The 25,209-nt window shown below is 62.8% G+C and carries 26 protein-coding genes; 9 read left to right on the forward strand and 17 right to left on the reverse strand.

Features of this window, described 5'->3' with window-relative positions; all coding sequences use genetic code 11:
* Positions 1-164 precede the first annotated feature (164 nt).
* On the reverse strand, positions 165-356 hold the full coding sequence (locus PYR71_RS00850; RefSeq protein ID WP_003584596.1) for a hypothetical protein: 192 nt from the start codon (positions 354-356) through the stop codon (positions 165-167).
* An 18-nt stretch (positions 357-374) separates the two neighbouring features.
* Entirely contained in the window at positions 375-1,235 is an 861-nt protein-coding gene (locus tag PYR71_RS00855; RefSeq protein ID WP_275617886.1) for a S49 family peptidase, read from the reverse strand.
* 181 nt (positions 1,236-1,416) lie between these two features.
* On the opposite strand from PYR71_RS00855, the gene PYR71_RS00860 reads away from it, so the two are divergent.
* Complete coding sequence (locus PYR71_RS00860) at positions 1,417-2,757, forward strand: Nramp family divalent metal transporter (RefSeq protein ID WP_183918695.1); 1,341 nt, start codon at positions 1,417-1,419, stop codon at positions 2,755-2,757.
* On the opposite strand, the gene PYR71_RS00865 is transcribed toward PYR71_RS00860, so the two are convergent.
* Both PYR71_RS00865 and PYR71_RS00870 read right to left on the reverse strand, forming a co-directional pair.
* On the reverse strand, positions 2,747-3,544 hold the full coding sequence (locus tag PYR71_RS00865; protein ID WP_275617887.1) for a tRNA1(Val) (adenine(37)-N6)-methyltransferase: 798 nt from the start codon (positions 3,542-3,544) through the stop codon (positions 2,747-2,749). The genes PYR71_RS00860 and PYR71_RS00865 overlap by 11 nt on opposite strands.
* A 7-nt stretch (positions 3,545-3,551) precedes the next feature.
* Positions 3,552-3,779, reverse strand: a complete 228-nt coding sequence (locus PYR71_RS00870) for a putative signal transducing protein (RefSeq protein ID WP_097663693.1) — start codon at positions 3,777-3,779, stop codon at positions 3,552-3,554.
* A gap of 108 nt (positions 3,780-3,887) precedes the next feature.
* Here PYR71_RS00870 and PYR71_RS00875 point away from each other — a divergent pair, with 108 nt between their 5' ends.
* From PYR71_RS00875 to moaB, 4 genes are all read left to right on the forward strand, one after another.
* Positions 3,888-4,904: a polyprenyl synthetase family protein gene (locus tag PYR71_RS00875; RefSeq protein WP_275617888.1), complete on the forward strand. Its 1,017-nt coding sequence runs from the start codon at positions 3,888-3,890 to the stop codon at positions 4,902-4,904.
* Positions 4,905-5,035: 131 nt separating this feature from the next.
* Entirely contained in the window at positions 5,036-6,871 is a 1,836-nt protein-coding gene (locus tag PYR71_RS00880; protein ID WP_275617889.1) for a tetratricopeptide repeat protein, read from the forward strand.
* Positions 6,872-6,883: 12 nt separating this feature from the next.
* On the forward strand, positions 6,884-7,780 hold the full coding sequence (locus tag PYR71_RS00885) for a 4-(cytidine 5'-diphospho)-2-C-methyl-D-erythritol kinase (protein WP_275617890.1): 897 nt from the start codon (positions 6,884-6,886) through the stop codon (positions 7,778-7,780).
* Positions 7,780-8,331, forward strand: coding sequence for a molybdenum cofactor biosynthesis protein B (moaB, locus tag PYR71_RS00890; RefSeq protein ID WP_275617891.1), 552 nt, complete (start codon positions 7,780-7,782; stop codon positions 8,329-8,331). Before PYR71_RS00885 ends, moaB begins: the two co-directional genes overlap by 1 nt.
* Before the next feature lie 28 nt (positions 8,332-8,359).
* Here the strand turns inward: moaB and PYR71_RS00895 are convergent, their stop codons facing one another.
* A complete protein-coding gene (locus PYR71_RS00895; RefSeq protein WP_183918689.1) occupies positions 8,360-8,695 on the reverse strand; it encodes a hypothetical protein in 336 nt (111 codons plus the stop codon).
* Between the two features lie 394 nt (positions 8,696-9,089).
* Complete coding sequence (locus tag PYR71_RS00900; protein ID WP_275617892.1) at positions 9,090-9,608, reverse strand: glycosyltransferase family 2 protein; 519 nt, start codon at positions 9,606-9,608, stop codon at positions 9,090-9,092.
* 139 nt (positions 9,609-9,747) lie between these two features.
* Here PYR71_RS00900 and PYR71_RS00905 point away from each other — a divergent pair, with 139 nt between their 5' ends.
* Both PYR71_RS00905 and rnhB read left to right on the forward strand, forming a co-directional pair.
* A complete protein-coding gene (locus PYR71_RS00905; protein WP_275617893.1) occupies positions 9,748-10,905 on the forward strand; it encodes a PA0069 family radical SAM protein in 1,158 nt (385 codons plus the stop codon).
* Positions 10,906-11,069: 164 nt separating this feature from the next.
* Positions 11,070-11,759 (forward strand): ribonuclease HII, encoded by a 690-nt coding sequence (rnhB, locus tag PYR71_RS00910; protein WP_183918686.1) that lies wholly within the window; start codon positions 11,070-11,072, stop codon positions 11,757-11,759.
* 450 nt (positions 11,760-12,209) lie between these two features.
* On the opposite strand, the gene PYR71_RS00915 is transcribed toward rnhB, so the two are convergent.
* From PYR71_RS00915 to PYR71_RS00965, 11 genes are all read right to left on the reverse strand, one after another.
* Positions 12,210-12,701, reverse strand: coding sequence for a F0F1 ATP synthase subunit B (locus PYR71_RS00915; protein ID WP_097605506.1), 492 nt, complete (start codon positions 12,699-12,701; stop codon positions 12,210-12,212).
* Between the two features lie 3 nt (positions 12,702-12,704).
* Positions 12,705-13,328, reverse strand: coding sequence for a F0F1 ATP synthase subunit B (locus tag PYR71_RS00920; RefSeq protein ID WP_275617894.1), 624 nt, complete (start codon positions 13,326-13,328; stop codon positions 12,705-12,707).
* A 77-nt stretch (positions 13,329-13,405) separates the two neighbouring features.
* On the reverse strand, positions 13,406-13,633 hold the full coding sequence (locus PYR71_RS00925) for a F0F1 ATP synthase subunit C (protein WP_010026583.1): 228 nt from the start codon (positions 13,631-13,633) through the stop codon (positions 13,406-13,408).
* 67 nt (positions 13,634-13,700) lie between these two features.
* On the reverse strand, positions 13,701-14,453 hold the full coding sequence (locus PYR71_RS00930) for a F0F1 ATP synthase subunit A (protein ID WP_275617895.1): 753 nt from the start codon (positions 14,451-14,453) through the stop codon (positions 13,701-13,703).
* Positions 14,454-14,515: 62 nt separating this feature from the next.
* On the reverse strand, positions 14,516-14,854 hold the full coding sequence (locus PYR71_RS00935) for an AtpZ/AtpI family protein (protein WP_183918683.1): 339 nt from the start codon (positions 14,852-14,854) through the stop codon (positions 14,516-14,518).
* Positions 14,855-15,126: 272 nt separating this feature from the next.
* A complete protein-coding gene (locus PYR71_RS00940; RefSeq protein WP_275617896.1) occupies positions 15,127-16,356 on the reverse strand; it encodes a cell wall hydrolase in 1,230 nt (409 codons plus the stop codon).
* Between the two features lie 264 nt (positions 16,357-16,620).
* Entirely contained in the window at positions 16,621-18,519 is a 1,899-nt protein-coding gene (locus PYR71_RS00945) for a potassium transporter Kup (protein ID WP_183918681.1), read from the reverse strand.
* An 18-nt stretch (positions 18,520-18,537) separates the two neighbouring features.
* The gene (locus PYR71_RS00950) at positions 18,538-19,515 is read right to left on the reverse strand and encodes a magnesium transporter CorA family protein (RefSeq protein WP_275617897.1); all 978 of its coding nucleotides are present in this window, start codon (positions 19,513-19,515) and stop codon (positions 18,538-18,540) included.
* A 453-nt stretch (positions 19,516-19,968) separates the two neighbouring features.
* The gene (locus PYR71_RS00955; RefSeq protein WP_275617898.1) at positions 19,969-21,153 is read right to left on the reverse strand and encodes an Mrp/NBP35 family ATP-binding protein; all 1,185 of its coding nucleotides are present in this window, start codon (positions 21,151-21,153) and stop codon (positions 19,969-19,971) included.
* Between the two features lie 530 nt (positions 21,154-21,683).
* On the reverse strand, positions 21,684-22,412 hold the full coding sequence (locus tag PYR71_RS00960; RefSeq protein WP_275617899.1) for a LuxR family transcriptional regulator: 729 nt from the start codon (positions 22,410-22,412) through the stop codon (positions 21,684-21,686).
* 211 nt (positions 22,413-22,623) lie between these two features.
* Positions 22,624-23,421, reverse strand: a complete 798-nt coding sequence (locus PYR71_RS00965; RefSeq protein WP_275617900.1) for an IclR family transcriptional regulator — start codon at positions 23,419-23,421, stop codon at positions 22,624-22,626.
* 101 nt (positions 23,422-23,522) lie between these two features.
* On the opposite strand from PYR71_RS00965, the gene PYR71_RS00970 reads away from it, so the two are divergent.
* Positions 23,523-24,293 carry an SDR family NAD(P)-dependent oxidoreductase gene (locus PYR71_RS00970; protein WP_275617901.1) on the forward strand — a complete coding sequence of 257 codons (771 nt, stop codon included), beginning with the start codon at positions 23,523-23,525 and terminating at the stop codon, positions 24,291-24,293.
* Positions 24,293-25,207 carry a 2-dehydro-3-deoxygalactonokinase gene (locus PYR71_RS00975; RefSeq protein ID WP_275617902.1) on the forward strand — a complete coding sequence of 305 codons (915 nt, stop codon included), beginning with the start codon at positions 24,293-24,295 and terminating at the stop codon, positions 25,205-25,207. Before PYR71_RS00970 ends, PYR71_RS00975 begins: the two co-directional genes overlap by 1 nt.
* The last annotated feature ends 2 nt before the right edge of the window (positions 25,208-25,209 follow it).

Raw genomic sequence — 25,209 nt, forward strand, 5'->3', positions numbered from 1 at the left:
CTGCCCAAAGGCTGCCCTCACCCTAACCCTCTCCGCGCGCGCGGGGAGAGGGATGTGCCCTGCTGCGCAAGCGAGGGACGGAGAGGTCGCGGCATTATGTCCCCTTCCCCCTTCGGAACGGGGAGCAGGTGCCGGCAGGCGGATGAAGGGCGGACGGCCGCGACCTATTCCTCATCCCGTTTCAGCCGGTATTCCCCGGTCACGGGATCCTTGACCAACGTGCCGATCGCGCCGGTCTGGCGCTCCTTCTCGGCGCGGCGCGATTTTTCGGCGAGCTTGCGGGCATCGGAGACGAAGCGGCGGTAGAGCCACCAGGCCGAAAAGACCAGGACCAGGATGGTGATAAGCTGTGCCATGCCCCTCTCTTGCTCCTCTCAAAGTCCGAAGCGGCTCCACAATGCTCTCTCTTCGGCCGCTTCGACAAGTCCCATCGCAAGACCGGATCCCGCCCCCTCGAGCGAGACCGGCGACACGCCGGGAATGCGGCGGCCGAGCAGGCCGCGGCTGGCGGTGACGAGCTCCAGCTTCGTCTTCTGGCCGTAGCGCCGCTTCAGCTCCTGGCGCATGTCGCCGAGGCCGTCGATGAGGCCGAGTTCGAGGCCGCGGGTGCCGCTCCAGAACAGGCCGGAAAAGACCGTCGCATCATCCTTCAGCTTACCGGCGCGGCGCTCGCGCACCATCGCTATGAAGACCTGATGAATTTCGAGCTGCAGGCTCTTCAGGTACTCGATGTCCTTTTCCTTTTCCGGCTGGAACGGATCGAGGATCACCTTGTTCTCGCCGGCGGTATAGACTCGGCGCTCGACGCCGATCTTCTTCAGAAGTTCGGGAAAGCCGAAACCGCCGGAGACGACGCCGATCGAGCCGACAATCGAGGTGGCGTCGGCGATAATCTCGTCTCCGGCAAGCGCGATCATATAACCGCCGGAGGCGGCGACGTCCTCGACGAAGATCAGAACCTTCTTCTGCTTCTCGCGGGCAAGCTCGCGGATGCGGGTGAAGATCAGCCGGGACTGGACGGGCGAGCCCCCCGGCGAATTGATCGAAATGGCAACCGCCGGCGCGTCCTTCCTGGCGAAGGCCTTTTCCAGAATCGGGGCGACATTGGCGAGATTGAGGGTCGGCCGGAACTGGCCGCCGCCACTGATGATCGCACCCTGCAATCTGACGACCGGGATGGTGACGCCATCCTTGCGGAACCGTTTCGGCAGCAATTTTCTCAAGAATCCGGCCATTTTCCATCCTTCGTTTCGGTTCGCCCGATCGTCATCTGCAATCGGCATCCATGTATGCGCTGGAACGACAAACGCAATGGCCGCGTTTGCAAAACATCGAGGATGATTTTCTTGTTGCGAATGACTTGCATTATCATTCTAATTAGTCATAGTGCGGTGACGATAAACAGGTGGAAATGGCATGGACGCCCTCAATCCCAATCCAACAAGCGGCTGGCGGCACGAACGCGGAGAGGCGTCGCTATCGGATGTCTATCGCTCAGTCGGAACCGGGCGTCACAGTTCGAGGTGGCGCAGAGCGGCGGCCTTTGCCGGGCCGGGCTATATGGTCGCCGTCGGCTACATGGATCCCGGCAACTGGGCGACTTCGCTCGCCGGCGGCTCGAAATTCGGTTATGCGCTGCTCACCGTCGCACTGCTTTCCAACCTGATGGCGATCGTCCTGCAATCGCTCTGCGCGCGTCTTGCGATCGCCTCGGGCCGCGACCTTGCGCAGGCCTGCCGTGACGCCTATCCGAAATGGGTTTCGGTGCCGCTCTGGGCCTTTGCCGAAATCGCCATCATTGCCACCGACATCGCCGAGGTGATCGGCACGGCGATCGGCCTCAACCTGCTGATGGGCATTCCGCTCGAACTCGGCGTTCTCATCACCGCGCTCGACGTCTTCGTGATCCTCTTCCTGCAGAAGCTTGGTTTCCGCTGGGTCGAGGCCTTCATCATCGCGCTGCTCGGCGTCATCGCTATCTGCTTCGGCGTGCAGATACTCCTTGCCGACCCGCAATGGGGCTCCGTCATCACGGGCTTCTTCCCGACCACCGAGATCGTCACCAATCCTGAGATGCTTTATCTCGCGCTCGGCATTCTCGGCGCGACGGTCATGCCGCACAATCTCTACCTCCACTCCGGCATCGTGCAGACGCGGGCGTACGGCCATACGGTTCCCGAAAAGAAGGAGGCGCTGACCTATGCGACGATCGACTCGACGGTCGCTCTCTGTTTCGCGCTGCTGGTCAACGCCTCGATCCTGATCCTGGCCGCTGCCGCCTTCAATGCGCATGGACGGACCGATATCGTCGAACTTGGCGAGGCGCATTCGCTGCTGTCGCCGCTGCTGGGTCTCGCCATCGCGCCGACTCTGTTCGGCATCGCGCTGCTCTGCTGCGGCCTCAACTCCACCGTGACGGCGACGCTTGCCGGCCAGATCGTCATGGAAGGCTTCCTCAAAATCCGGCTGAAGCCGTGGATACGCCGGCTGATCACCCGCGCCATCGCCATCGTGCCGGCGGCGATCGTCACCATCTGGTATGGCGACCAGGGCACGGCGCAGCTTTTGATCCTCACGCAGGTCGTGCTCAGCCTGCAGCTTTCCTTCGCGGTCTTCCCGCTCGTGATGTTCACCGCCAGCAAGGCAAAGATGGGCGAGCTCGTAGCACCGCGCTGGCTGAGCGGCATCGCCTATGTGATCGCAGTCGTCATCGCCGGGCTGAACGTCAAGCTGCTCTTCGACTTCGTCACCGGCTAACTGGTGAGAGTCGAAGCCTGGCATAGGCCGCCCGGCCGTTGTTGAAATCGTCGACGAGAGGGGAGAATTTGTGACTCCCCTCTTCGTGCATGATGAGCGGCGCGCGCAGCGACAGTCGCGCCCGCGATCCCTTGATCGCGGTTACCAGGATACGCACGGCGTTTTCACCCTCGCGCGGATGGATGGCGGTGATTTCGATGCCGCCGAAGCGCCGGCCGCAGGCAATAACGATCTCGGCGATCGATTGGGGCCTGGCGATCAGCGACAATTGCCCGCCGGGGATCATGATCGCGCCGGCCGTGCGGATCCAGCTTTCGAACAGGCCGTCGGTCATCGCATGGGCTTCGGCCTTCAGCGCATCCGGCGTGCGCCGATCGCCGCCATCGTTGAAGGGCGGGTTCATGATGACGTGGTGGAAACTCTCATCGGTGAGGCCGGCATCGTTGCGCGCCTTGGCGGTCAGCGTCACATCCGCATCGACGACGCTGACGCGGCCGGCGAGATGGGCATTTTCGGGCAGGAGGATGCTGCGACGGGCATAATCGGCCATCTCGGCCGACCGCTCGAACAGCACCACGTCCGCATTCGTGAGGCGCGAGGCAACGGCAAGGCCGGCCGCACCGGCGCCGGCGCCGAGATCGGCCACCCTGACCGGACGATCGTCGGCGACGAGGGCGGCAAGCAACATCGCATCCATGCCGGCGCGATGGCCCCTGCCCTTCGGCTGCACCAGATGAAAGGCGCCGCGATGAAAGGCATCGATGGTTTGGGCAGGCTTCCCGGTCATCCCACCCTCACCTCCTGTCGCGCAATTCGCCGCCGAGACCGGCGTCGATGAGGATGCGGCGGGCCTGGTCGGCCATCTCCTCGTCGACCAGCAGCCGGCGCGGCAGCATGCCGAGCGAGCCTTCCAACACGCTCATGCCCTGATCGGCGATGAAGCAATGAATGCCCGCATCCTTCATCAGGCTCTCGGCATAGGAGAGCAGAACGGGGTCGTTGGCGCGGATAAGTTCATGCATTTGCCGTCATTTTCCTTCCAATTTCGCCGTGCGCGACAATTCACCTCTTGCCGCGTCCATCGCCCCTTTCTATTGTCAGCTGCAGTGAATGAACAGGAGTCCGGGTCGTTGGGCGTGGTCATACCGCTTGAAGAAAGCAAAAACAAACTGGCATCCATAAAGCCGTTGGTCGATCTCACCAGGGCGGATATGGAGCGGGTGAACCAGCTCATTCTGTCCAAGGCCGGCTCAGACGTGCAGATGATCCCCGAAGTGGCGAACCATTTGATCTCGTCCGGCGGCAAGCGGCTGCGGCCGATGCTGACGCTGGCGGCCGCCTCGCTGTTCGACTACCGCGGCGAAAATCACGTCAAGCTCGCCACATCAGTCGAATTCATGCACACGGCGACGCTGCTGCATGACGACGTCGTCGACGAAAGCGACCTGCGCCGCGGCAAATCGACGGCGCGGATGATCTGGGGCAACCAGGCCAGCGTGCTGGTCGGCGACTTCCTGCTCGGCCAGGCCTTCCGCATGATGGTCGATGTCGGTTCGCTCGATGCGCTCGATGTGCTGTCTTCCGCCGCCTGCGTGATCGCCGAGGGCGAGGTGCTGCAGCTTTCCGTCGCCAAGAACATGGAGACGACCGAGGACGACTACCTCTCCGTCATCCGCGCCAAGACGGCGGCTCTCTTTGCCGCCGCCGCCGAAGTCGGGCCGATCGTCGCCGAAGCCGGCCGGTCCGGCCGCAACGCGCTGAAATCCTACGGCATGAATCTGGGGCTCGCCTTCCAGCTCGTCGACGACGCGCTGGATTACGGCGGCAAGGCCGCCGATCTCGGCAAGAATGTCGGTGACGATTTCCGCGAAGGCAAGATCACGCTTCCCGTCATCCTCGCCTATCGCCGCGGCACGCAGGACGAACGCGCCTTCTGGCGCGATGCGATCGAGGCCGGCAACAACAGTGACGCCAATCTGGAAAAAGCCCTCGGGCTGATCACGAAATACGGCACGCTCAGCGATACGATCGGCCGTGCGGTCCATTACGGCACGATCGCCCGCGACGCGCTGGCGCCGCTTCCCGAAACGGCATGGAAATCCGCCCTGATGGAAGTAATCGATTTCTGCATCGAGCGCGTCAACTGATCAAACGTTCTCGATCGCGGGCTGATTTTCTTGCGGCGCCGCTTCAAAAAAGCCATCCTGTTATGAATCAGTGATCGCAACTGATTTGCGGCCGGCATCATGGCCGGACGCTCTCGAAGAAAGGTTTCCTCATGCGGCAGAGACTTGCCATCCGTCTTCTTACGAGCGCAGCATTGACGGCTGTTCTTTCGCTCGGCGTCGTCGCCGGCGTGAACGCCGAAGATGCGGCCAAGACGGCGGGCGATGCCGGCAAGACCGACAGCTTCGATGCCGACAGCGTCACCACCTTCTCCGGCGCCTTCCTCGCCGCGCGCACGGCCGATGTCGATCATGATTACGAAACGGCCATCGCGCTCTACAAGAAGGCGCTGCAGATCGAGCCCGGCAATCCGGAGATTCGCCAGCGGCTGATGATCTCGCTGCTGCTCAACGGCGACATCAAGGAGGGCGTCAAATATGCCAACGACCTGAAGGGCGATCCATCGGTCGAGCGCATCACCACGATCGTGCGCGGCATGGATGCCGTGCGCCGCGACGATTACAAGACCGCCGAATCCATCCTGAAATACAAGGGTCCGAACGATCTCGACCGGATGATGAACGACCTGCTGCTCGCCTGGGCCCGGGTCGGCGCCGGCCGCGGCAAGGAAGCGCTTGCCATGGTCGAGAAGATGAAGGGCCCGGACTGGGTCCGCATCTTCCAGAATTACAATGCCGGCGCGATCGCCGTCGTCACCGGCGACGTGAAATCCGCCCGCCAGCACCTGAACGACGCCGTGCTCGACAAGGAAGGCGGTGCGACGGCGCCCGACACCTTCATGCGCGCGGTGATGGCGCTTGCCCGGCTCGAAGCGACACAGGGCAACAAGCAGAAGGCGCTCGACGCCGTGTCGGTCGGCGACAACCTGCTGCCGAACTACGCGCCGCTGAACGCGCTGCGCGACAGCATCGAAAAGGGCGAGAAGCAGGAGCAGCAGGTCAAGACCGCTGAGGAAGGGGCTGCCGGCGTGCTGTTCTCGGTCGGCGGCGCGCTGAACCGCGACGGCGCCGAGGACATCGTCTCGCTCTACCTGCAGACGGCCAAAGCACTCGACCCGAACAGCGCCGATACGCTGGTGCTGCTCGGCGGCATCGCCGAAAAGCAGAACCAGATGGACCGCGCCATCGCGCTCTACAAGAAGGTGCCGGAAAATTCGCCGATGCGCCGCATCTCCGAGCTGCAGCTCGGCCTTGCCCTTGCCCAGGGCGGCAAGGTGGACGAGGCGCGCAAGCACCTGCAGGCGCTGATCGCCTCCGACCCCAAGGACATCCGCAGCTACCTCGCCTATGGCAGCGTGCTCTCCGACGCCAAGGACTATGAGGCGATGGCGGCCAATTACGACAAGGCGGTCGAGGCGATCGGCCCCATCCCCGGCCGCGCCAACTGGAGCGTCTTCTTCCAGCGCGGCATTGCCTATGAGCGGTTGAAAAAGTGGGACCAGGCCGAACCGAATTTTCGCAAGGCCCTGGAGCTTAATCCCGACCAGCCGCAGGTGCTGAACTATCTCGGCTATTCCTGGATCGACATGAACCGGAACCTCGATGAAGGCCTTGGCATGATCAAGAAGGCCGTCGAGCTTCGCCCTGACGACGGCTACATCATCGATTCGCTTGGCTGGGCCTATTTCCGCCTCAACCGCTTCGACGATGCCGTCGACGAACTGGAGCGGGCTGCACAGATCAAGGCCGGTGACGCAACGATCAACGACCATCTCGGCGACGCCTACTGGCGCGTCGGCCGCAAGCTTGAGGCCGTCTATCAGTGGAACCGGGCGCTCGCCTCCGAGCCGGAAGCCGCCGAAATTCCGAAGATCAAGGACAAGGTCGCCAACGGCCTGCCTCCTGCCAGCGACGATGCCAAGGCGGCCGACAAAAAACAGCCGGATCCGGCACCCGTCACCCCGCCGCCGGTCGACAAGAAATCCTGACGGGCGGCAAACATGCCTGAAGCGGGCCTGGCCGAGGCTTTCGGCGTCACCGAAGAGGCGCGCGCGAAGATCAATCTCGCCTTGCATGTCACCGGCCAGCGGGCAGATGGTTACCATCTGCTCGATATGCTGGTGACCTTCGCCGATTGCGGCGACCGGCTGGGCTTTCTGCCTGCACAGGCCGACGCTTTCACGCTGTCAGGCCCTTTCGGCGAGACACTTGCCGGCGACGGCGGCAGCAACCTGGTGCTGCTGGCCCGCGACCTCCTGCGCGAGACGGTTGGCGCCCTCGCCTTCCCGGTACACATCCACCTGCAAAAGAACCTGCCGATCGCCTCCGGCATTGGCGGCGGCTCGGCCGATGCGGCCGCGACGTTGCGCGGACTGATGCGGCTCTGGGGCATGAGCTTGCCGGTGGAATCGCTTGCCGGCCTCGCGCTGAAGCTCGGCGCCGATGTGCCGATGTGCCTTGAAAGCCGGCCGCTGATTGCCCGCGGTATCGGCGAACGGATCGAAGCCGTGCCTGATCTGCCGGCCTTTGCCATGGTGCTCGCCAACCCGCTGAAGGGCGTTTCCACGCCCGAGGTCTTCCGCCGGCTGGCGGCAAAGAACAATCCGGTCCTGCACCTTGCCCCCGGTCTGTCCGGAACTTCCGGCTGGCTCACGGCAATCGGCTTGGCCCGCAACGATCTGGAGGCGCCGGCGCGCGAGCTGGTGCCTGAGATTACAATGATCTCGCAGATGCTGCAGGCCAGCGGCGCGCTCATCACCCGCATGTCCGGCTCCGGCGCCACCTGCTTCGGCATTTTTGCCAGCATGGCGGCGGCGAAAGAGGCGGCGTCAGCTCTTCACGGCGAGCGGCCCGACTGGTATGTCCAGGCGACGGAAACGGTTTCGGGAGGCATGTAATGGCAGGTCTGGACGAAAAGCGGCCGTTTATCGCGGTCGGCATCGCTGTCCTCACCGTCTCGGATACGCGCACGCCGGAAACCGACAAATCCGGCGATACGCTGGCGGCGCGAATCACCGAAGCGGGTCACCGGCTGGTCGACCGGGCGATCGTGCCTGACGACCGGGACAAAATCACCGCCCAGGTCAAGACCTGGACCGAACGGGACGACGTCGATGTCGTCATCACGTCAGGCGGCACCGGTTTTACCGGTCGCGATGTGACACCCGAGGCGCTGGAGCCCTTGTTCGAAAAGCGCATGGACGGCTTTTCCGCCGTCTTTCACCGCATCTCCTATGAAAAGATCGGTACGGCGACGATCCAGTCGCGCGCCACGGCAGGTGTCGCCAATGCCACCTTCATCTTCGCCCTGCCGGGCTCGCCCGGCGCCTGCCGGGATGCCTGGGACGGCATCCTGAAGGGGCAGCTCGACTACCGCAGCACGCCGTGCAACTTCGTCGAGATCATGCCGCGTCTCGACGAGCACCTGAAACGCGGCGCAACGAAGTAGACTGCCGGCAAAAAGCGGACGGCTTTTCTTATGTGGCAAGGCCTGGCAAGGCGGGCATCGTATCCCAGCCGTCCCCTGACAGCAGGATGCAGCTTATGCCGTGGACATCGGTGACGACGAGCGTCCAGGTACCGCTTTTGGCGGCATAAACCTCAAGAACGGAGTTCTGGTTTATCAATCCGACTGCGGTGAGCTTTTCAGTGAAGTTTCTATCAAGGAATTTGACGACGTCGGATCGGCCTGCGCAACTGAGCATCGTCTGCGACGCTGCCGAATGCGGATGCGCGATCATCAATGTCGGCAATATGACGGCCGCCAGGCCGTAAACCATACCGCGTACGCCGTAGAACCTACCGCGTGTCATGACGCACCTCCTCTCGCCGGGAACCCGGCAGAAGAGGAGATTTTCGCTGACCTGTTCCGCCGTCCACCGGCATTCCATGGCCATCCGTTGCGAAGCGAGGCGCTTCGGCGGCGCCATGGGCGAATTATAGCGCGAAATCTGTTTGGGCGCCATTTTTTGCGCGATGTGGGATGCTTCTCCGAAGGCGACCCGCCTCTTAGAGAAAACCCTTCCCCAACCCCTCTCCACAAGGGGGAGGGACTAAGCGGTGATGCCCGGCGGCGACCGAAGAGAGAGGTCTTGCTGACTGCTATCGTTTGACAGATGGTTACGACAGCGGCTCACGTGAAGCGGTGCGACACGTTAGCCCCTCCCCTTGTGGGAGTGGTTTTGGGCGGGTGAAGCGTAGAATTGCCTACCGCGCCGCGCTCGCCACCCAGGATGGAATCAATTCACACGCGAGCTTGCGCGGCTTCTGACCCTTAACGAACTCGGCAAGGCGCATGCCGCTCCTGGCGGCGGCCAGCGCCTGGCTTTTCGGCATCAGCAGTCCAAGCTCCAGCGGCGGCGCGGCGCGGCCGACGCGCTCGAAAAACGGGCGCCGGTAACCGCGCGATGCGGTGAAGCGGGCCGGCAGCTTATTAAGCGCGATATATTCGGCAATCGCGTCGATCCAGCCGGCCTGCGGACGCGCACCCGGCTCGACGAAAAGCAGCCAGTCGCCGCGGGCGGAACCGACGATGTCCTTGATATCCCACTGCGAGTGAAACCGGCAGCCGGCCGCGTCGGCGACCCGCGAAGTGCCGTCGCGCGAGCCGTGATCGAGCACCACGACATCGCTGACAAGACCCTCCACCGCACCCGCCACCAAAACCGATAAGGTCTGGGCCAGCTCGGATTCCTGATCCTGACATTCGAGAACAACTGTCAACATTGTCTAGTCATAATGCGCCGCACAAATTTTTGCCAGCGGCGTTTTCCGCATTTTGTTCTTGCATTGTTCTCATTTTGCCGATAGGAATTTAATCAGCAAAACGGGCGGAGGCGATCGCTTCCCGCTGCGGGAGATTCCGATGAGAGAGCAGTCCCTGGCAGGGCAGGCCGCATTCGCGCCTGCCAATACGGCAGATATTGCCGATGCGATGATCGTATCCTCGGGGCTGAGGGTCGAGGTCGACCGGCGCCGCGGGCGCGGCGCAGGGCTGAACCCGACCGGCCGCTTCGAGGCGTTGCAGCGGGAGACCTTTGACGACGGCTGGCAGACGCTGGAAGAGCTTCCGCCATTCAAGACCGAGGTGCAGATCGAAAAGCCGCGCACGGCCATCACCCGCAACGAATCGCCCGACGTCGCTTTCGACCGCTCGATCAATCCCTATCGCGGCTGCGAGCATGGCTGCATCTATTGTTTCGCCCGGCCGACACACGCCTATATGGGGCTATCAGCGGGGCTCGATTTCGAGACGAAGCTGTTCGCCAAGCCGGATGCGGCAAAGCTGCTGGAGCGGGAGCTCGCCAAGCCAGGCTACAAGGTGCGGGCGATCGCGATTGGCACCAATACCGACCCCTATCAGCCGGTCGAGAAGGAATGGCGCATCATGCGCGGCATTCTCGAGGTTTTGAACAAGGCGAACCATCCGGTTTCGATCGTCACCAAGTCAGCGATGATCCTCAGGGATCTCGACATTCTGCAGGAGATGGCGGCGAAGAACCTGGTGCGCGTCGGCATCTCCGTGACGACGCTCGACCGCAAGCTTGCCCGGACGATGGAGCCGCGCGCCGCCACGCCGCCGCGTCGGCTGGAGACCATTCACACGCTGTCGGAAGCAGGGATCCAAACGGCCGTGATGGCCGCGCCGCTGATCCCGGCGCTGAACGATCACGAGCTGGAGCGCATCCTCGAATCGGCCAAGGTGGCCGGCGCCGTCGAGGCGAGCTATGTCATCCTGCGGCTGCCGCTCGAGGTCAGCCCGCTCTTCCGCGACTGGCTGTTGCAGCATTATCCCGATCGCTACCGGCATGTGATGTCGCTGGTGCGCTCGATGCGCGGCGGCAAGGATTACGACGCTGAATTCGGCAAGCGCATGAAGGGCGCCGGCCCCTATGCAAGGCAGATCGCCCGGCGCTTCGAAATGGCGGCGAGGCGTTTCGGCCTGACGCGGCGTGGTCTGCCGCTGCGCGACGATCTGTTCGTGCCGCCTGATGGCAGCGGCGTCCAGCTGTCGCTGCTCTGATTTATAGATTTGCGCATCGGCCCATCGAGAAACCGCCCTGTTTTCGAGCCCGAGCGCAATTCCCGCGGATGGCCCTGACCGCTACCATCCGCCGGACCGTCCCCGGCCGCCGCCCTGATCCGGGGACTTGCGGGAAATCGGGTTGGCGTGCGAGGTTCAGCCGCATGAAACCTCGCACGCCACCCGATTCTCCCCTGCTTTTCGACACGGCTCCGCTCGTGCCGGATTTCCGCCTGGAGCTCAAAGCCCGCAAGGCCGGCCACTGGCCGGTTGCCGGCGCCGACGAGGCCGGCCGCGGGCCGCTTGCCGGGCCGGTCGTCGCCGCCGCCGTCATCCTCGACCCGAAACGCATCCCCGAGGGCCTCAACGATTCCAAACAGCTTTCGGCGCAGCGGCGCGAGGAATTGTTCGTGCAAATTCTCGCGACCGCGACCGTCTCGATCGCTTCTTCCAGCTCGACGCGCATCGACGAGACGGATATCCGCAAGGCAAGCCTCGACGCGATGCGCCGCGCCATCTGCAGCCTCGCCGTTCCGGCAAGCTACGTCCTGACCGATGGGCTCGACGTGCCGCCCGGCCTCGATTGCCCCGGGCAGGCCGTGGTCAAGGGCGATGCCCGCTCGGTCTCGATCGCCGCCGCCTCGATCGTCGCCAAGGTGACGCGCGACCGGATGATGGCCCGCGCCCACAATGTCTTTCCGGATTACGGCTTTGCCGCGCATGTCGGCTACGGCACGGCGCAGCACCGCGCCGGTATCGAGAAGCATGGCCCCTGCTCCCTGCACCGAATGAGCTTCCGGCCGCTGCGCAAGGGCGAGGACGGGCCCGAGATGGATGAGTTGATCCCGGAATAGGTCGCCCACAAGAAATCCGGGCAATGAGAAGCCGGACGAGCACTGTAGGAGGCGCGCGAGGAAAAGAGAGGCCGCGCCATATCCTCTTCTCCCCGGTGAAGGTGCCGGCAAGCGGATGAGGGGGCCGCACGGCACACCCCTCACGGAAAACCTATCCGCCACGCCAGCGGTAACGCCGCGCCCCACCGCCCTGAACACGGTTTGATACCAGGCCGGAACGGTCGAAGCCCGCATCGGTCTCATTTGGAAAGACCGGTTTCCTCGGCCCCCTCCTCCGCCCTACGGGCACCGACCTGGGTCGAGCCATGTATCTCGACCCGTCCTTCGGACCCCCGAGGGGAGAAGAGGGAATCGAGAGGGAGCGGCATGCCCTCGACCGGGACTGAGTCTTCATCAACAAACAAAAAGGCCGGGACATGCCCGGCCTTTCTTCATTCCATTCGATACCGCTCAGTTGAGCCGTGTCTTGACCTGGCCGACGGCATTGCCGAAGAGCTCGGACTGGACTTTGCCATCCGCCTTCTTGGCGAGCACCGTTTCGGCGGCCGCGATCGCCAGATCGACGGCGGCGGAGCGGACCGCCTTCATCGCCTCGGCCTCGGCCTGCAGGATCTTCTGCTCGGAGAGCGCCGTGCGATTGGCGACGAATTCTTCCGTCTTCTTCTTCGCTTCGGCAGTCAGCATCTCGGCTTCGCGCTCGGCGGCGGCAACGATGTGCGCCGCTTCGGCTTCCGCTTCCTTGCGCTTGCGCTGGTATTCGGCGAGCAGATGCTGGGCCTCTTCGCGCAGGCGCTTGGCTTCGGCCAGCTCGTTGCGGATCTGGTCGGCGCGGTCGTCGAGGGAGCGCGCCATCATGCCGGGGACCTTCAGGTAGACAACCAGCGCCAGGAAGAGAACGAGGCCGACAAAGGCGAAGAAAGTCGCGTCAAAAGCAAATTCCATCGATCAAGCCTCCTTCTTGGCGGCCGCGACGGCGGCGGCGACATCAGCCTGGGCAGCGTTGCCGCCAATCAGCTGTTCGACGACGGCAGCCGCCGTTTCCTCGGCAATGGTGCCGACATCGGCGAAAGCCTTCGCCTTGATGTCTGCGATGCGGACTTCGGCAGCCTTGATCTTTTCCGAAAGGCTCGTCTCGACGGCGCGGCGTTCCTCTTCGGCCTTGGCCTTGGCGGCGTCGCGGGCGGCGGAGCCGATCGCATTCGACTTGGCGCGGGCAGCCGCCAGTTCGCCTTCGTAGGTCTGGACGGCAGCGTCAGCTTCCGCCTTCAGGCGGCCTGCTTCTTCCAGGTCCTGGGAGATGCGCGTGTGGCGCTGATCGAGAATGGCCCCGATGCGCGGCGCGATGACCTTTTGCATAAGGAGGTAGAAGACGCCGAACGTAATCACCAGCCAGAGCAGCTGGGACGCGAAGGTCGTCGAATCGAAGGGCGGGAACGGGCCACGGGCGTGTTCGCCTTCGGCTACGCCGGTCTCGGTATGGACCTCGCCTGCGGCCGGAGCGCCATGCGCATCCGTGCCGGTCGCTGCCGCCGGTGCTTCCTCAGCGTAAGCCGGGGTCACAAAAAACATGCTCACCTCCAGGTGGACTGCAAATGCAAAGGATCACGGCTTGCGGTCGCAGGCCGTGATCCATCTATCCGCCGATATCAGACGGCGAAGAGGAGGAGGAGAGCGACGAGCAGCGAGAAGATGCCCAGAGCTTCCGTAACGGCGAAGCCGAATACCAGACGGCCGAACTGGCTGTCAGCGGCAGACGGATTGCGCAGAGCGCCGGAGAGGTAGTTGCCGAAGATGTTGCCGAGGCCGAGAGCCGTACCGGCCATACCAAAGCAAGCCAGACCTGCACCGATGAACTTTGCTGCTTCCGCTTCCATGTTGAACTCCTTTGAAATGGTTGTTGCGGCGAATGACTGACGCCCTTTGACGTCGATGTCGTTATCCTTAGTGCCCGCCCGGATGGATCGCGTCGTTGAGGTACATGCAAGTCAGCACCGCAAAGACGTAAGCCTGGAGGAAGGCGACGAGGAACTCGAGACCGGTCAGGGCGACGGTCATGATGAGGGGAAGAACGGCTCCGCCGATACCGACTGCACCGAGGGCTCCAAGCGAGGCAACGAAGCCTGCGAACACCTTCAGCGTGATGTGACCGGCGAGCATGTTTGCGAAAAGACGAACGGAGAGCGAAATCGGACGGGACAGGAAGGAAATGATTTCGATCAGGACGACCAGCGGCAGCAGAAGGCCCGGCACGCCCGAGGGCACGAAGACGTTCAGGAAGTGAACGCCGTGCTTATAGAAGCCGTAGACTAGGACCGTGCCGATGACGAGGATCGCCAGCGCAAAGGTCACGATGATCTGGCTCGTCACCGTGAAGAAATAGGGGAACATGCCGAGCAGGTTCGCCGTCAGGACGAACATGAAGAGCGAGAAGACCAGCGGGAAGAACTTCATTCCCTGCTTGCCCGCGCCTTCCTTCAGCATATTGGCGATGAATTCATAGGACATTTCCGCGACCGACTGCGAACGACCCGGCACGATGGCGCGGTTCGAGGTCGCGAAATAGAGGAAGCCTACGGCAACGGCAGCCGAAGCGGCCATGAAGAGCGAGGCGTTGGTGAACGAAAAATCAATTCCGCCGATTTCGATCGGGACAATCTTCTGGATCAGGAACTGATGAGTCGGATCGTTAGACACCGCTTGTTCTCTCTCTTTGGCCCGCAGGACGCGGGGTCATTGCACTGGACCGGGACCGGTCCTTATTTCTTGTCGTCCTTGTCGTCCAGGGGATGGGCCACCACCCCCGCAGACCGCAACACGTTCAGAACGCCGGCACAGAATCCGAGAAGCAGAAGAACAATCAACCCCCAAGGCGCCGTGCCAACAAAACGGTCGAGGAGATAGCCAAGGACGGCACCGACGATGATGGCGGCAATGAACTCGCTGGAAAGCTTCATCGCCTGGGCATAACCTTTGCGGCTTACCTCGGCGCGGGCTTCGTTTGCCTCGTCCACTTTCGCCTCGACGCGCTTGGTCGCGAGTTCCGCTTCCAGTTGCGCACGGCGCTTCTCAAGACTTTCCTCGCGGTCATCCGCCATGGATCTATCCTCACCTGCCCGTCGCCCGCACTCCCGCTACCCCGGTCATTCGGACGCCGGACGCGAAGGTTGAGACCCTTCCGGCCCGTTCTGAAGTCGCGCGCAACATAGTTTTAGGGATTAGTATAGTCAAGGTGTAGACAGCTTCTGTCCAGCGAGAAAATAATCCTATAGAATCAAATGGATAAAGCGATCACTAGTCGATCGCGCAAATTCGACGGAAAGAATCCGCTTTTCGGGGCGGGAAATCGGCCGGACCCGGACGATTTATCTCAGCTCCAGCCGCCGCCATAGGTGCGGTAGAAGACGTGGAGACCGATGCGGCCGACTTTTTCCATGGTCTTTGCCCATTTCGGCCGGACGTAGACGGCGTGGTAATGAGTCGCCGAGCCCACCTGCGGCAGCCAGATCTTGCCTGATGTCACCGCCATCGCCACGTCGCGGGCCATCCGCCAGCGATATTCCGAATTCACCCTGTCCTTGATGGTGTCGCAAGCGAAGGAAAACTGGCAGCGGTTGCGCCAATCCTCGTTCTGATAGACGACGCCGCAGATGCTCTTCGGATAGGCAGGATTGCGGACGCGGTTGAGGATGACCTGGGCAACGGCCGCCTGCCCTTTCACCGATTCTCCCCGCGCCTCGAAATAGATGCCGGAGGCAAGACATTGCTGCTCGCGGGCGGAAAAGACGCTTGCCGGCAGCACGCTTGCGGCCCAGGCGTGATCACGCGGGCCGATCTCCGGTACGAAGCGGCCGCTATCCGGTTCGGTCAGGATCGAATCGAACGGCGACTGGCGGGCATAGTCGGGTGCTGCCGGCGCGTAAGCCGTGGCCAGCACATCGGCCTTGTTGCTGGTGACGAGGCTTGCCAGCATCGCCGGCACGCCGCTCTCCTCGATCACCGGCTGCTTCTTATAGAAAGACGTGGCGATCTCGATTTCCTTGCCCTGGATCTTCGGCTTGACGAAGGCCGATCGGTCCTTGAGATCGAAGCTCGGCGTGAACAGCATCTTGGTGCGCTCGAGAATGGAGCCGGCGGAAAAATCCTTCGGCGGCTGCATCTTTTCCACCGCGACGATGCGGCCCTTCTTCATGCTGCGGTTGACGCGATCCTCGTCCGGCGTGTCTTCGTGGCCCTTCTCCTTGGCGGTGCCCTTGTCCTGGGCAGAGAAAGCGACCTTGCGGCCGTCGGGCAGCACCATGCCGGCGCCCGACGAGATCGAGCCCGTCACATCAGGATCGGCAAAGGCGAGTTCGGCCTGATGAATGGAGCCGGCCGGAGAATTGGTCAGAACCATGCGCCAGCTCTCGCCCTCACGATCGAGACCGGCGAGCATGGTGGCGAGATCGGCGTGAGAGGCAACGCTCGGGAAGATCAGCCAGCCGGCGAGCCCGAAGATGACAGGTGACACCCAGTTCTCGGGAAGAAGACGCAGCTTGCTACGGGAAGAGCTCTTTCGACGCAACACCAACTCCGGGCATGGAACGCGGGAACATTCCATCGAAAATCTCTCATTAACCTTGACGTCCGGTTAACGAGCCGTGCCGGAATGTGACCATCGCGGTTTTGGATATTCGAATTTGGCTGGTTTGACGGGACGCATCTCCCAATCTCCGTCATCCTCGGCCTTGAGCCGAGGATCCATGCCGCGGCTGATGATGGGTGCCGTGTGGATGCTCGGCTCAAGGCCGAGCGTGACGGAGGACGAGGTGACGGAAGTGCAAAACAGCGGGAAGACCCGCGTCAGGGCTGTCGCCCGCACCCATCAAATAATGACGTGCGATCCCAGTTCCACCACGCGGTTTGCCGGCAGGCGGAAGTAGTCAGAAGGGTTGGCGGCGGCGTTGGCAAGGGCGATGTAGAGCCGGTCCTGCCAGTAGGGCATGCCTGACTTGGCGTCCGGCACCAGCTTGCGGCGGCCGAGATAGAAGGAGGTCGACATGATGTCGAACTTCAGCCCCGTCTTGCGCAGCGTCGCTAAGGCCTGCGAAACATTCTGCGATTCCATGAAGCCGAACAGCAGTTCGACGCGCGAGAAGCGCTCGGAGATCTGCTCGACCTTGTAGCGGTCGTGGCTCGGCACGCGCGGCTTGTTGACCGTGCGGATCGTCAGGATGACGTTGCGGTCATGCAGCACGTGGTTGTGCTTGAGATTGTGCAGCAGCGCGGCGGGAGCCGATTCCGGATCGCTGGTCAGGAAGATCGCCGTGCCGGGAACCTGGGCCGGCGAATGCTCGCTCTTGCGCTCGATGGAACTGACGAAGGAAGCGAGCGGAATATCTGTATGCCGGGTCTTTTCCAGCAGGATCGCGGTGCCGCGGCGCCAGGTCCACATGACGACGGTAAAGGCGGTGGCGATCAGGATCGGGATATAGCCGCCATCGTGGATCTTCAAAAGATTGGCGCCAAGGAAGATCAATTCGAGCATGACCAGCGGCGCAAGCGCCACCACCGCGAGGGGAAGCGACCAGTTCCAGCGGGCGCGGACGAATTCGAAGGCCATGATCGAGGTGACGACCATGGCGCCGGTGACGGAAATGCCGTAGGCGGTCGCCAGCGCGTCGGAGGTCTTGAAGCCCAATACCAGGAAGATGACACCGAAGAACAGCACGGCATTGACCGACGGTACGAAGATCTGCCCGGTATTGGTTTCCGAGGTGAAGAGGATTTCCATGCGCGGCAGGAAGCCGAGATTGATGCCCTGACGCACCATCGAGAACGCGCCGGTGATGACTGCCTGACTGGCGATGATCGTCGCGGCGGTCGCCAGGATGACGACCGGCAGCAGCGCCCATTTCGGATACATCAGGTAGAAGGGATCGGACATCGTCATCGGATTGCCGAGAACGAGGGCGCCCTGGCCGAGATAGTTCAGAGTCAGCGCCGGAAACACCAGTGCGAACCAGGCCCATTGAATCGGGCGGCGGCCGAAATGGCCGAGATCGGCATAAAGCGCCTCGGCGCCGGTCACCGTCAGGAAGACGGCGCCGAGCACGACGACGCCGTAAAAGCCCTCATGCAGCAGGAAGCTAACAGCATAATAGGGATTGAAGGCGGCAAGGATGCCGTAGTCATCGGAGATGTGGGAAATGCCGGCGGCGGCCATGACCAGGAACCAGACGGCGGTGATCGGGCCGAAGAACTTGGCGACGGCGCCGGTGCCGCGCGATTGCACGACGAAGAGCAGCGCCAGGATCACCACCGAAATCGGCACGATATATTCCGACAGCCTTGGTGTGACGAGCTTCAGGCCCTCGACCGCCGACAGCACCGACAGAGCCGGCGTGATCATCGCATCGCCGAGGAAGAGGGCAGCGCCCATCAGGCCGAGCAGCATCAGTAGGGCGGTATGGCCGTTGGCGGTCTTCATCAGAAGAGCAAGCAGCGACAGCGTGCCGCCCTCTCCGTCGTTATCGGCGCGCAGCAGGAAAAGCACATATTTGATGGTGACGATGATCGTCAGCGCCCAGATCATCAGCGAGATCAGGCTGATCACCTCGAAACGGGTGACGCCGTCATGGGCAACGGGCTTCAGCGCCTCGCGAAATGCATAGAGCGGGCTCGTGCCGATATCGCCGTAGACGACGCCGACGGAACCGAGCGCGAGATAGAACAGCTTGCGCGGCGTCATATGGCGGTCGTGCTGATGACTCTCTTCGGACATGAAATTTCAACAGGCTCCTCAGAGCCAGCCTTTCCAGCGAAAAAAGAAAAAGGGGATCACGGCTGATATCACCATCAAAGCCAGCGAGAAGGGGTAACCCGCCGTCCAGGCCAGCTCCGGCATGACCTGAAAGTTCATGCCATAGACGGATGCGACCAATGTCGGCGGCAGGAACACGACCGAGGCGATGGAGAAAATCTTGATGATCGAATTCTGTTCGATGTTGATCAGGCCGAGCGACGCGTCGAGCAGGAAGGTGATGTTGGCGGCGACGAAGGAGGCATGCTCCGACAGCGACTGGATATCGCGCGAGATGGTGCGGCAGAGCTCCTTCGCCTCGTGATCCTGCTGGATCGCCGGGATCGTGTGAAAGAAGGTCAGCAGCCGGGACAGCGACCCGAGGCTGTCGCGCAGCTTGCTGATCATGCGGTGATAACCGGCAATATCCCGCAACTTTTCCTCAAGGTAGTTCGATGGCTTGCGCACTTTTTTCGCCCGGTCGCCGAAGACATGGATTGACAGGATGTCGATGCGCGAGACGGAGATTTCGAGGATTTCGGCGGTCCGGTCGACGATCGTCTCCAGGAGCTTGGCGAGGAGAGCCGCGCCGCTGCGCCAGTTTTCCGGCAGCCGGTGAAGGGCAGCGATGAAAAGCGCGAAGGATTTGGGGTGGGCGTAACGGATGGTGACCAGGCGGTCTCCGGCCAGAATGAAGGCGACATCGGTGAGCGTCGGCGCGTCGGTATCGGCTTTCCAGACGAGCGAGGCGGTCATGAAAACGGCGTCGCTTTCGACGTAAAGACGGGCCGAAGGCTCGATATCCTTGAGGTCGTCGCGGGTCGGCACCTCGATGCCGAGAACTTTCTCGATATAAAGTTCCTCTTCGCGGGTCGGCTCAATCATGTCGATCCACACGACATCCTTGGGAAAGGATGCCGGCTGCGACAGATCGCGGATCTCGACCGATTTACAACTGGAACTGTAAGCGGTGATCACCGGCAGCGTCTCCGATGCTCACGACACTTCGTGGTCATCGCCATTGTCATCGAAAGCCTTTCCATGCGGCCGCCGTCGCGGCAATGCGAGGGCGGCTCGTCCCAGGTCCAAACGGAAGCGGATCAAGAAAGTTCATAAAACTCCGGCTGCATCCGGCCTTCAAGGCCAGCATGCGCATTGTGCTCCACCGCATCGCAGTTACCAATCCTTCGATCTTGCAGGCGGGCCGGACCCTTCGAAAACGAAGACGGCCGTCTTGAGCATCTGCAGCAACGCCATCATGGCGCCGCGGCATATGAAGCAAAGCCGTGAAATAATCAAGACATCTTCCGTGAAGCGCGGCTTTTCACCACGTTTCGCCCCCGATTGGGGTGATCGCCGCGGTGATTCGGCGCTTGGCCGTCCGGTATGCCCTTACGCCGGCTCCACCATGCCAGTTCCGGCAGGCCAGCGTTATTCGAAGACGATCGCCGGAGCCGGGCGCTGGGACTGGCCAGCGAGCTGCTCCCAGACCTTGGCGGCGATGCCGCGATAGATGCCGGCGACGACGCCGTTCGGGTCGGAGGCGACGAGCGGGGTGCCGGCGTCAGAGGTTTCACGAATATTCATCGTCAGAGGCACTTCGCCGAGGAAGGGCACCCCGATGCGCTCGGCCTCCTTGCGCGCGCCGCCGTGACCGAAGATGTCGTAACGGGTGCCGGTGTCGGGCGCAATGAAATAGCTCATGTTCTCGACGATGCCGAGCACCGGCACCTCGACCTTGCGGAACATGTTGAGGCCCTTGCGGGCGTCGATCAAAGCGAGATCCTGCGGCGTGGAGACGATGACGGCGCCGGCAAGCGGCACCTGCTGGGCCATGGTCAATTGCGCATCGCCGGTGCCGGGCGGCATGTCGACGACGAGGACGTCGAGCTCGCCCCAGGCGACTTCGCGCAGCATCTGCAACAGCGCCGACTGAACCATCGGCCCGCGCCAGATCATCGCCGTCTCCTCGTCGACGAGGAAGCCCATCGACATGACCTTGAGGCCGTAATTCTCCATCGGATTGATGATGCGGCCGTCGATCTGCGTCGGGCGGCCGGATATCTTCAGGAGCCGCGGCATGGAAGGCCCGTAGATATCGGCATCGAGAATGCCGACGCGAAGGCCGTTGGCGAGCAGGCCGAGCGCCAGGTTGACGGCGGTGGTGGACTTGCCGACCCCGCCTTTGCCGGAGGCGACGGCGATGATGGCGCCAATGCCGGGCACGCCGATCTTGCCGGCCCGCGGCGGCTGTTGCTGGGGCGCATGGGCGTGATGCTGATGATCGTGGCCGCCATGATCATGACCGGCATGGCCGTGCGGCGGATTCGGCGCCGGGCGGGCAGCGGGTGCTGCGGCCGCCGCCTTCCTGTCCGCCGTCAGCGTGACGAGCGCACCCTTGACACCCGGCATCTCCTTGATGACGCGCTCGGCGGCGAGCCGCATCGGCTCCAGCTCCTTGGCGCGCTCGGCCGGGACGGTGATGGAGAAATAGACCTTGCCGTCGGAGATGAACACATCGGAGACCATGCCGAGCGCGACGATGTCGTGCTCGAGATCCGGTCCGCGCACGGTCTTCAGCGTTTCGAGAACCTGTTCCTTGGTGACGTCGGTCATTCCACCCTCACTGCTTCTTCTTGGATCACAGATAGTGGAGGCGCACGTCTTCGCCAAACAAAATCATCGGGAGGAAAATCGATTTGCCGGCTTTCAAAAACGCCGGCCGGGATTGAATCCGTTGCGGCCATCAAGTCCGCCGGGCTTTCGCCCTGATGGCCGCAACGGTCTCTCTCCCCGAAAACCGGCACAATGCGGGGCGAACTAGCGCAAGGGGAAAAAAAGGCCAGAAAAAAAGTGACCGGCAGCAGGAGATCGTGAACAGCTGCGCGAGAAGCGGTGCCGAAAGGCAACAACCGCCGCCGACGCCGAGTGCCGGGAGAGAAGCGGCATCGGCGTCGGCGAGCAGTGTGTCGGCCGCGCCATTTGCTGGCGCTGGTCATCAAAGTCCCCTCCGGACCTCTGGCAGAAGAGATGCAGAAAGCGTGCCAGCTGGAAAAACCGGGAAACACGGTCGGAAGCGCCGGGACGACGCTCCGATTTGCCTACACGCTGGGCGGCCGGCCGGAGCGGATCGCCGTCTTTGCAACTTATTTGATCAGGCCGATCCGCAGCGCCTTGGCGACGGCTTGGGTGCGGTTGACGGTGTCGAGCTTCTTGGTGGCGCGGTTGAGGTAATGATTGATCGTATGCTCGGACAGCGCCAGGATTTCCGCGATCTCGGCGCTGGTCTTGCCCGCCGCCGTCCAGTTCAGGCAATCGATCTCACGGTCGGTCAGCGCATCAGTTATGCGGGTATCGAGGTTGCGGACCTCGGCAAGCCTATCGAAGACATGGATGGCGATGTAGCAAAGCTCGCGCATCTCAGCGGCGCTGAACGGTTCGCGGTCGCCGGAGAAGGAGACGGCGCCTCGCAGGCCGGAGGCCTCATGCGTTGGGAAATAGGCCCCGCGTATCATCCTGAAACGCTCGAACAACCCCGTGACCAGAGCGGACTTCCCGTCGTCACGCGACCAGGCCTCCCGTGACATGTCGTAAAAGAACGGCCGCGTCGATGTTCTCAGCCGCCTCAGAACAGGGCTGTTCACCATCAGCGCTTCCTGATCGTAGAGCGCCAGAAGCTCAGCCGGCCAACTGGTGATGACGGTGCTGCCCTGCAGGTCGAGAGAGGTGATCGGCGGCAGGTTGAGAACCATGAAGGCGCGGCTGCGATAGGCTTCGGTAACACGTTTCAAGAAGCGGAATATATCAAACTGCGTCTTCAGGCCGGCGATTTCGTTGTAATCGACTTCTTCTTCCGTTTGCGACAAGGGTTCCATCACATTTCTTCATCTTCCGCGCCGCGGCCGTTCGCTTGTGGGGGAATGACGATTGGCGTGGATCAATCGGCCGCGGCGTTTAAGCATTCGGCCGTTAAGTGTCATCGATTTCGCGGACTATTTGCAGTTGTCGTGATTCGTCGGCAAATCTCAATTTTTTCCGTGTCTTATCCATGTCGTTAATTCCAGGACCGCGGCTCATACCATCTGGCTAGCGACGGGGGCCGAGGCGGATACGCATGCCTTCCATGATTCTTTCGGCTGCCCGCTGAACCGGAACGACCCATTGGGCGAGAAGTTCCATCGACAGGCGGTAGGCCGGGCCGGTGATCGAGACGCCGCCGAGAAAAGTCCGATCTTCCGACCAGATGGGCGCGGCGACGCAACGGATGCCGGCCTCGTGCTCCTCACGGTCGAACGCATAGCCCTGATCGGCGATCTCACGGATTTCAGCGAGCAGACTTGCTGGGGTGGCGTGGGTGGCGGCGGTAAAGCGGGTGAAATTCACGCCGGCGAGGAGATCGACCAGGCTTTCGGCCGGAAGCAGCGAAAGGGCGGCCTTGCCGACGCCGGTGCAGTAACAGGGCGAGGCATTGCCGATCTGCGAATACATGCGCACCGGCTGGCGGCCCTCGACCTTGTCGAGGTAGATGATCGACTGCCCCCTGAGAACGCCCAGATGCACGGTCTCGCCGGTCGCCTGCTGCAGATCGACAAGATGCGGTTCGGCGATCAGGCGGAACTCGTTGCGCGCCCAGCTGCGGGCGGCGAAATCGAGCAGGCGCAGGCCCGGCGCATAGCGGCCGTCGCCGTCGAGCTCGAGCAGCCCCTCCTCGACCAGGTGGCTGAGCTGGCGATGCAGCGTGCCGCGCGGCTGGCCGGCGAGCGACAGGATATCGGTAAAACGCAGCGGCCCATCCGCATGGGTGACGAGATCGAGCAGGACCATCAGCTTGCCGAGTGTGCCGGTCTCGCGTGCCTGCGCCATGCCGTCGCCGTCTGCATTCATCGTCTCATCCGCCCTTGACAGAAAGGGCAGCATAATTCGATAATTCCATATAGTCAAATTAAGTTCCAAATAATGGAACAACACCTCTTCGGGAGAAGACGATGACCGCGACGTCAGCCCAGTTTCCGGAGTTCAAAGACCGAGCCGTGCTCGTGACGGGCGGCGGATCGGGCATCGGCGCGGCGATCGTCGAAGGTTTTGCGCGCCAGGGCGCCAAGGTGTCCTTCATCGACATTGCCGAGACCGCCGGGCGCGCACTTGCCGAGAGGCTGTCGCCTGAGACGGCGTATCCGGTTTCCTTTTATCATGCCGACTTGCGCGACATCGAGGCGATCCGGCGCACCGTCGATACCGTCGTTGCCGCTTCCGGGCCGATCCGGGTGCTCGTCAATAATGCCGCCTGGGACGACCGCCACGAATTCGACGCGGTCACCGAGGCCTATTGGGACAACAACCAGGCAGTCAACCTGCGGCATGTGTTTTTCGCCTCGCAGGCTGTGGCGCCATCGATGCGGTCCGCCGGTGGCGGCGCGATCATCAATATGTCGTCGATCGCCTTCAAGCTCAACATGGGCGGTTTTCCCTCCTATGCGGCAGCGAAGGCTGCGGTCGTCGGATTGACGAAGAGCATGGCCGGCAGGCTCGGCCCGGAGAATATCCGGGTCAACTGCATTCTGCCCGGTATGGTCGTCACCGAACGGCAGATGCAGCTCTGGCTGACCGAAGAGAGCATCGCCCGCTCAGTCGAGCAGCAATGCCTAAAGGTCGCGCTCAAAGCCGATGCGATTGTCGGCCCCTGCCTGTTTCTTGCATCCGACTGCGCGGCTGGAATGACCGCCCAGTCCCTGATTGTCGATGGAGGCATTCTGTAATGACGAATCCCGCTTATGTCGCGGTGGACTGGGGCACCAGCAGCTTCCGGCTGTGGCTCATCGGCCGGGACGGCAGCGTCCTTGCCGAGCGCCGCAGCGGCGAAGGCATGACGAGCGCGGCAAAAACCGGCTTTTCCGCCGTACTTGCCAGCCATCTCGCCGCTGTCGAGGCACCGGAAAATCTGCCGGTTATCGTCTGCGGCATGGCCGGCGCCAGGCAGGGCTGGATCGAGGCCGGTTACGTCGACGTGCCCGCGCCGCTTGCCGCCATCCTCACCGGCGCGGTCTCCGTGCCCGGCGAAAGCCGCGACATCCGCATTCTGCCGGGCCTTGCCCAGCGGCAGGCGGCGACACCCGACGTCATGCGCGGCGAGGAAACCCAGCTCCTCGGCGCACTCGGCAGCACCAGTGCCGGCGCCCAGGCGGTCTGCATGCCCGGCACGCATTCGAAATGGGTGCATGTCAGCGACGGAAAGGTCAGCGGCTTTTCCACCTTCATGACCGGCGAACTCTTCGACGCGGTCAGCAAACACACGATCCTTGCGCATGCCGTTGCCGGGGCCGAGGCGCAGCCGGCGGATGCGGCGGCCTTCGAGGCGGCGGTCGCGGCCGCCTTCGCGCGCCCGGCTCTTGCCTCCAACCTGCTGTTTACCGCTCGCTCCGGCCAGTTGCTGCACGGGATCTCCGCCGCTGCCGCGCAAGCCCGGCTCTCCGGCACGCTGATCGGCCTCGAAATCGCCGGCGCGCTGCAGGATGCCACCAACGCAGGCATCATCCTCGTCGCCTCCGGACGCCTGCAGGCGCTCTACGAACAGGCCTTCAAAATCCTTTCCCTCGCCTTCACCGCCATCGATGCGGACGCCGCCGTGCGCCGCGGGCTGTCGGCCGCCGCCGAAGCCATCTGGCCGAATTGAGA

Source organism: Rhizobium mulingense, from assembly GCF_029194105.1.
GTDB classification, from domain to species: Bacteria; Pseudomonadota; Alphaproteobacteria; order Rhizobiales; family Rhizobiaceae; genus Rhizobium; species Rhizobium mulingense.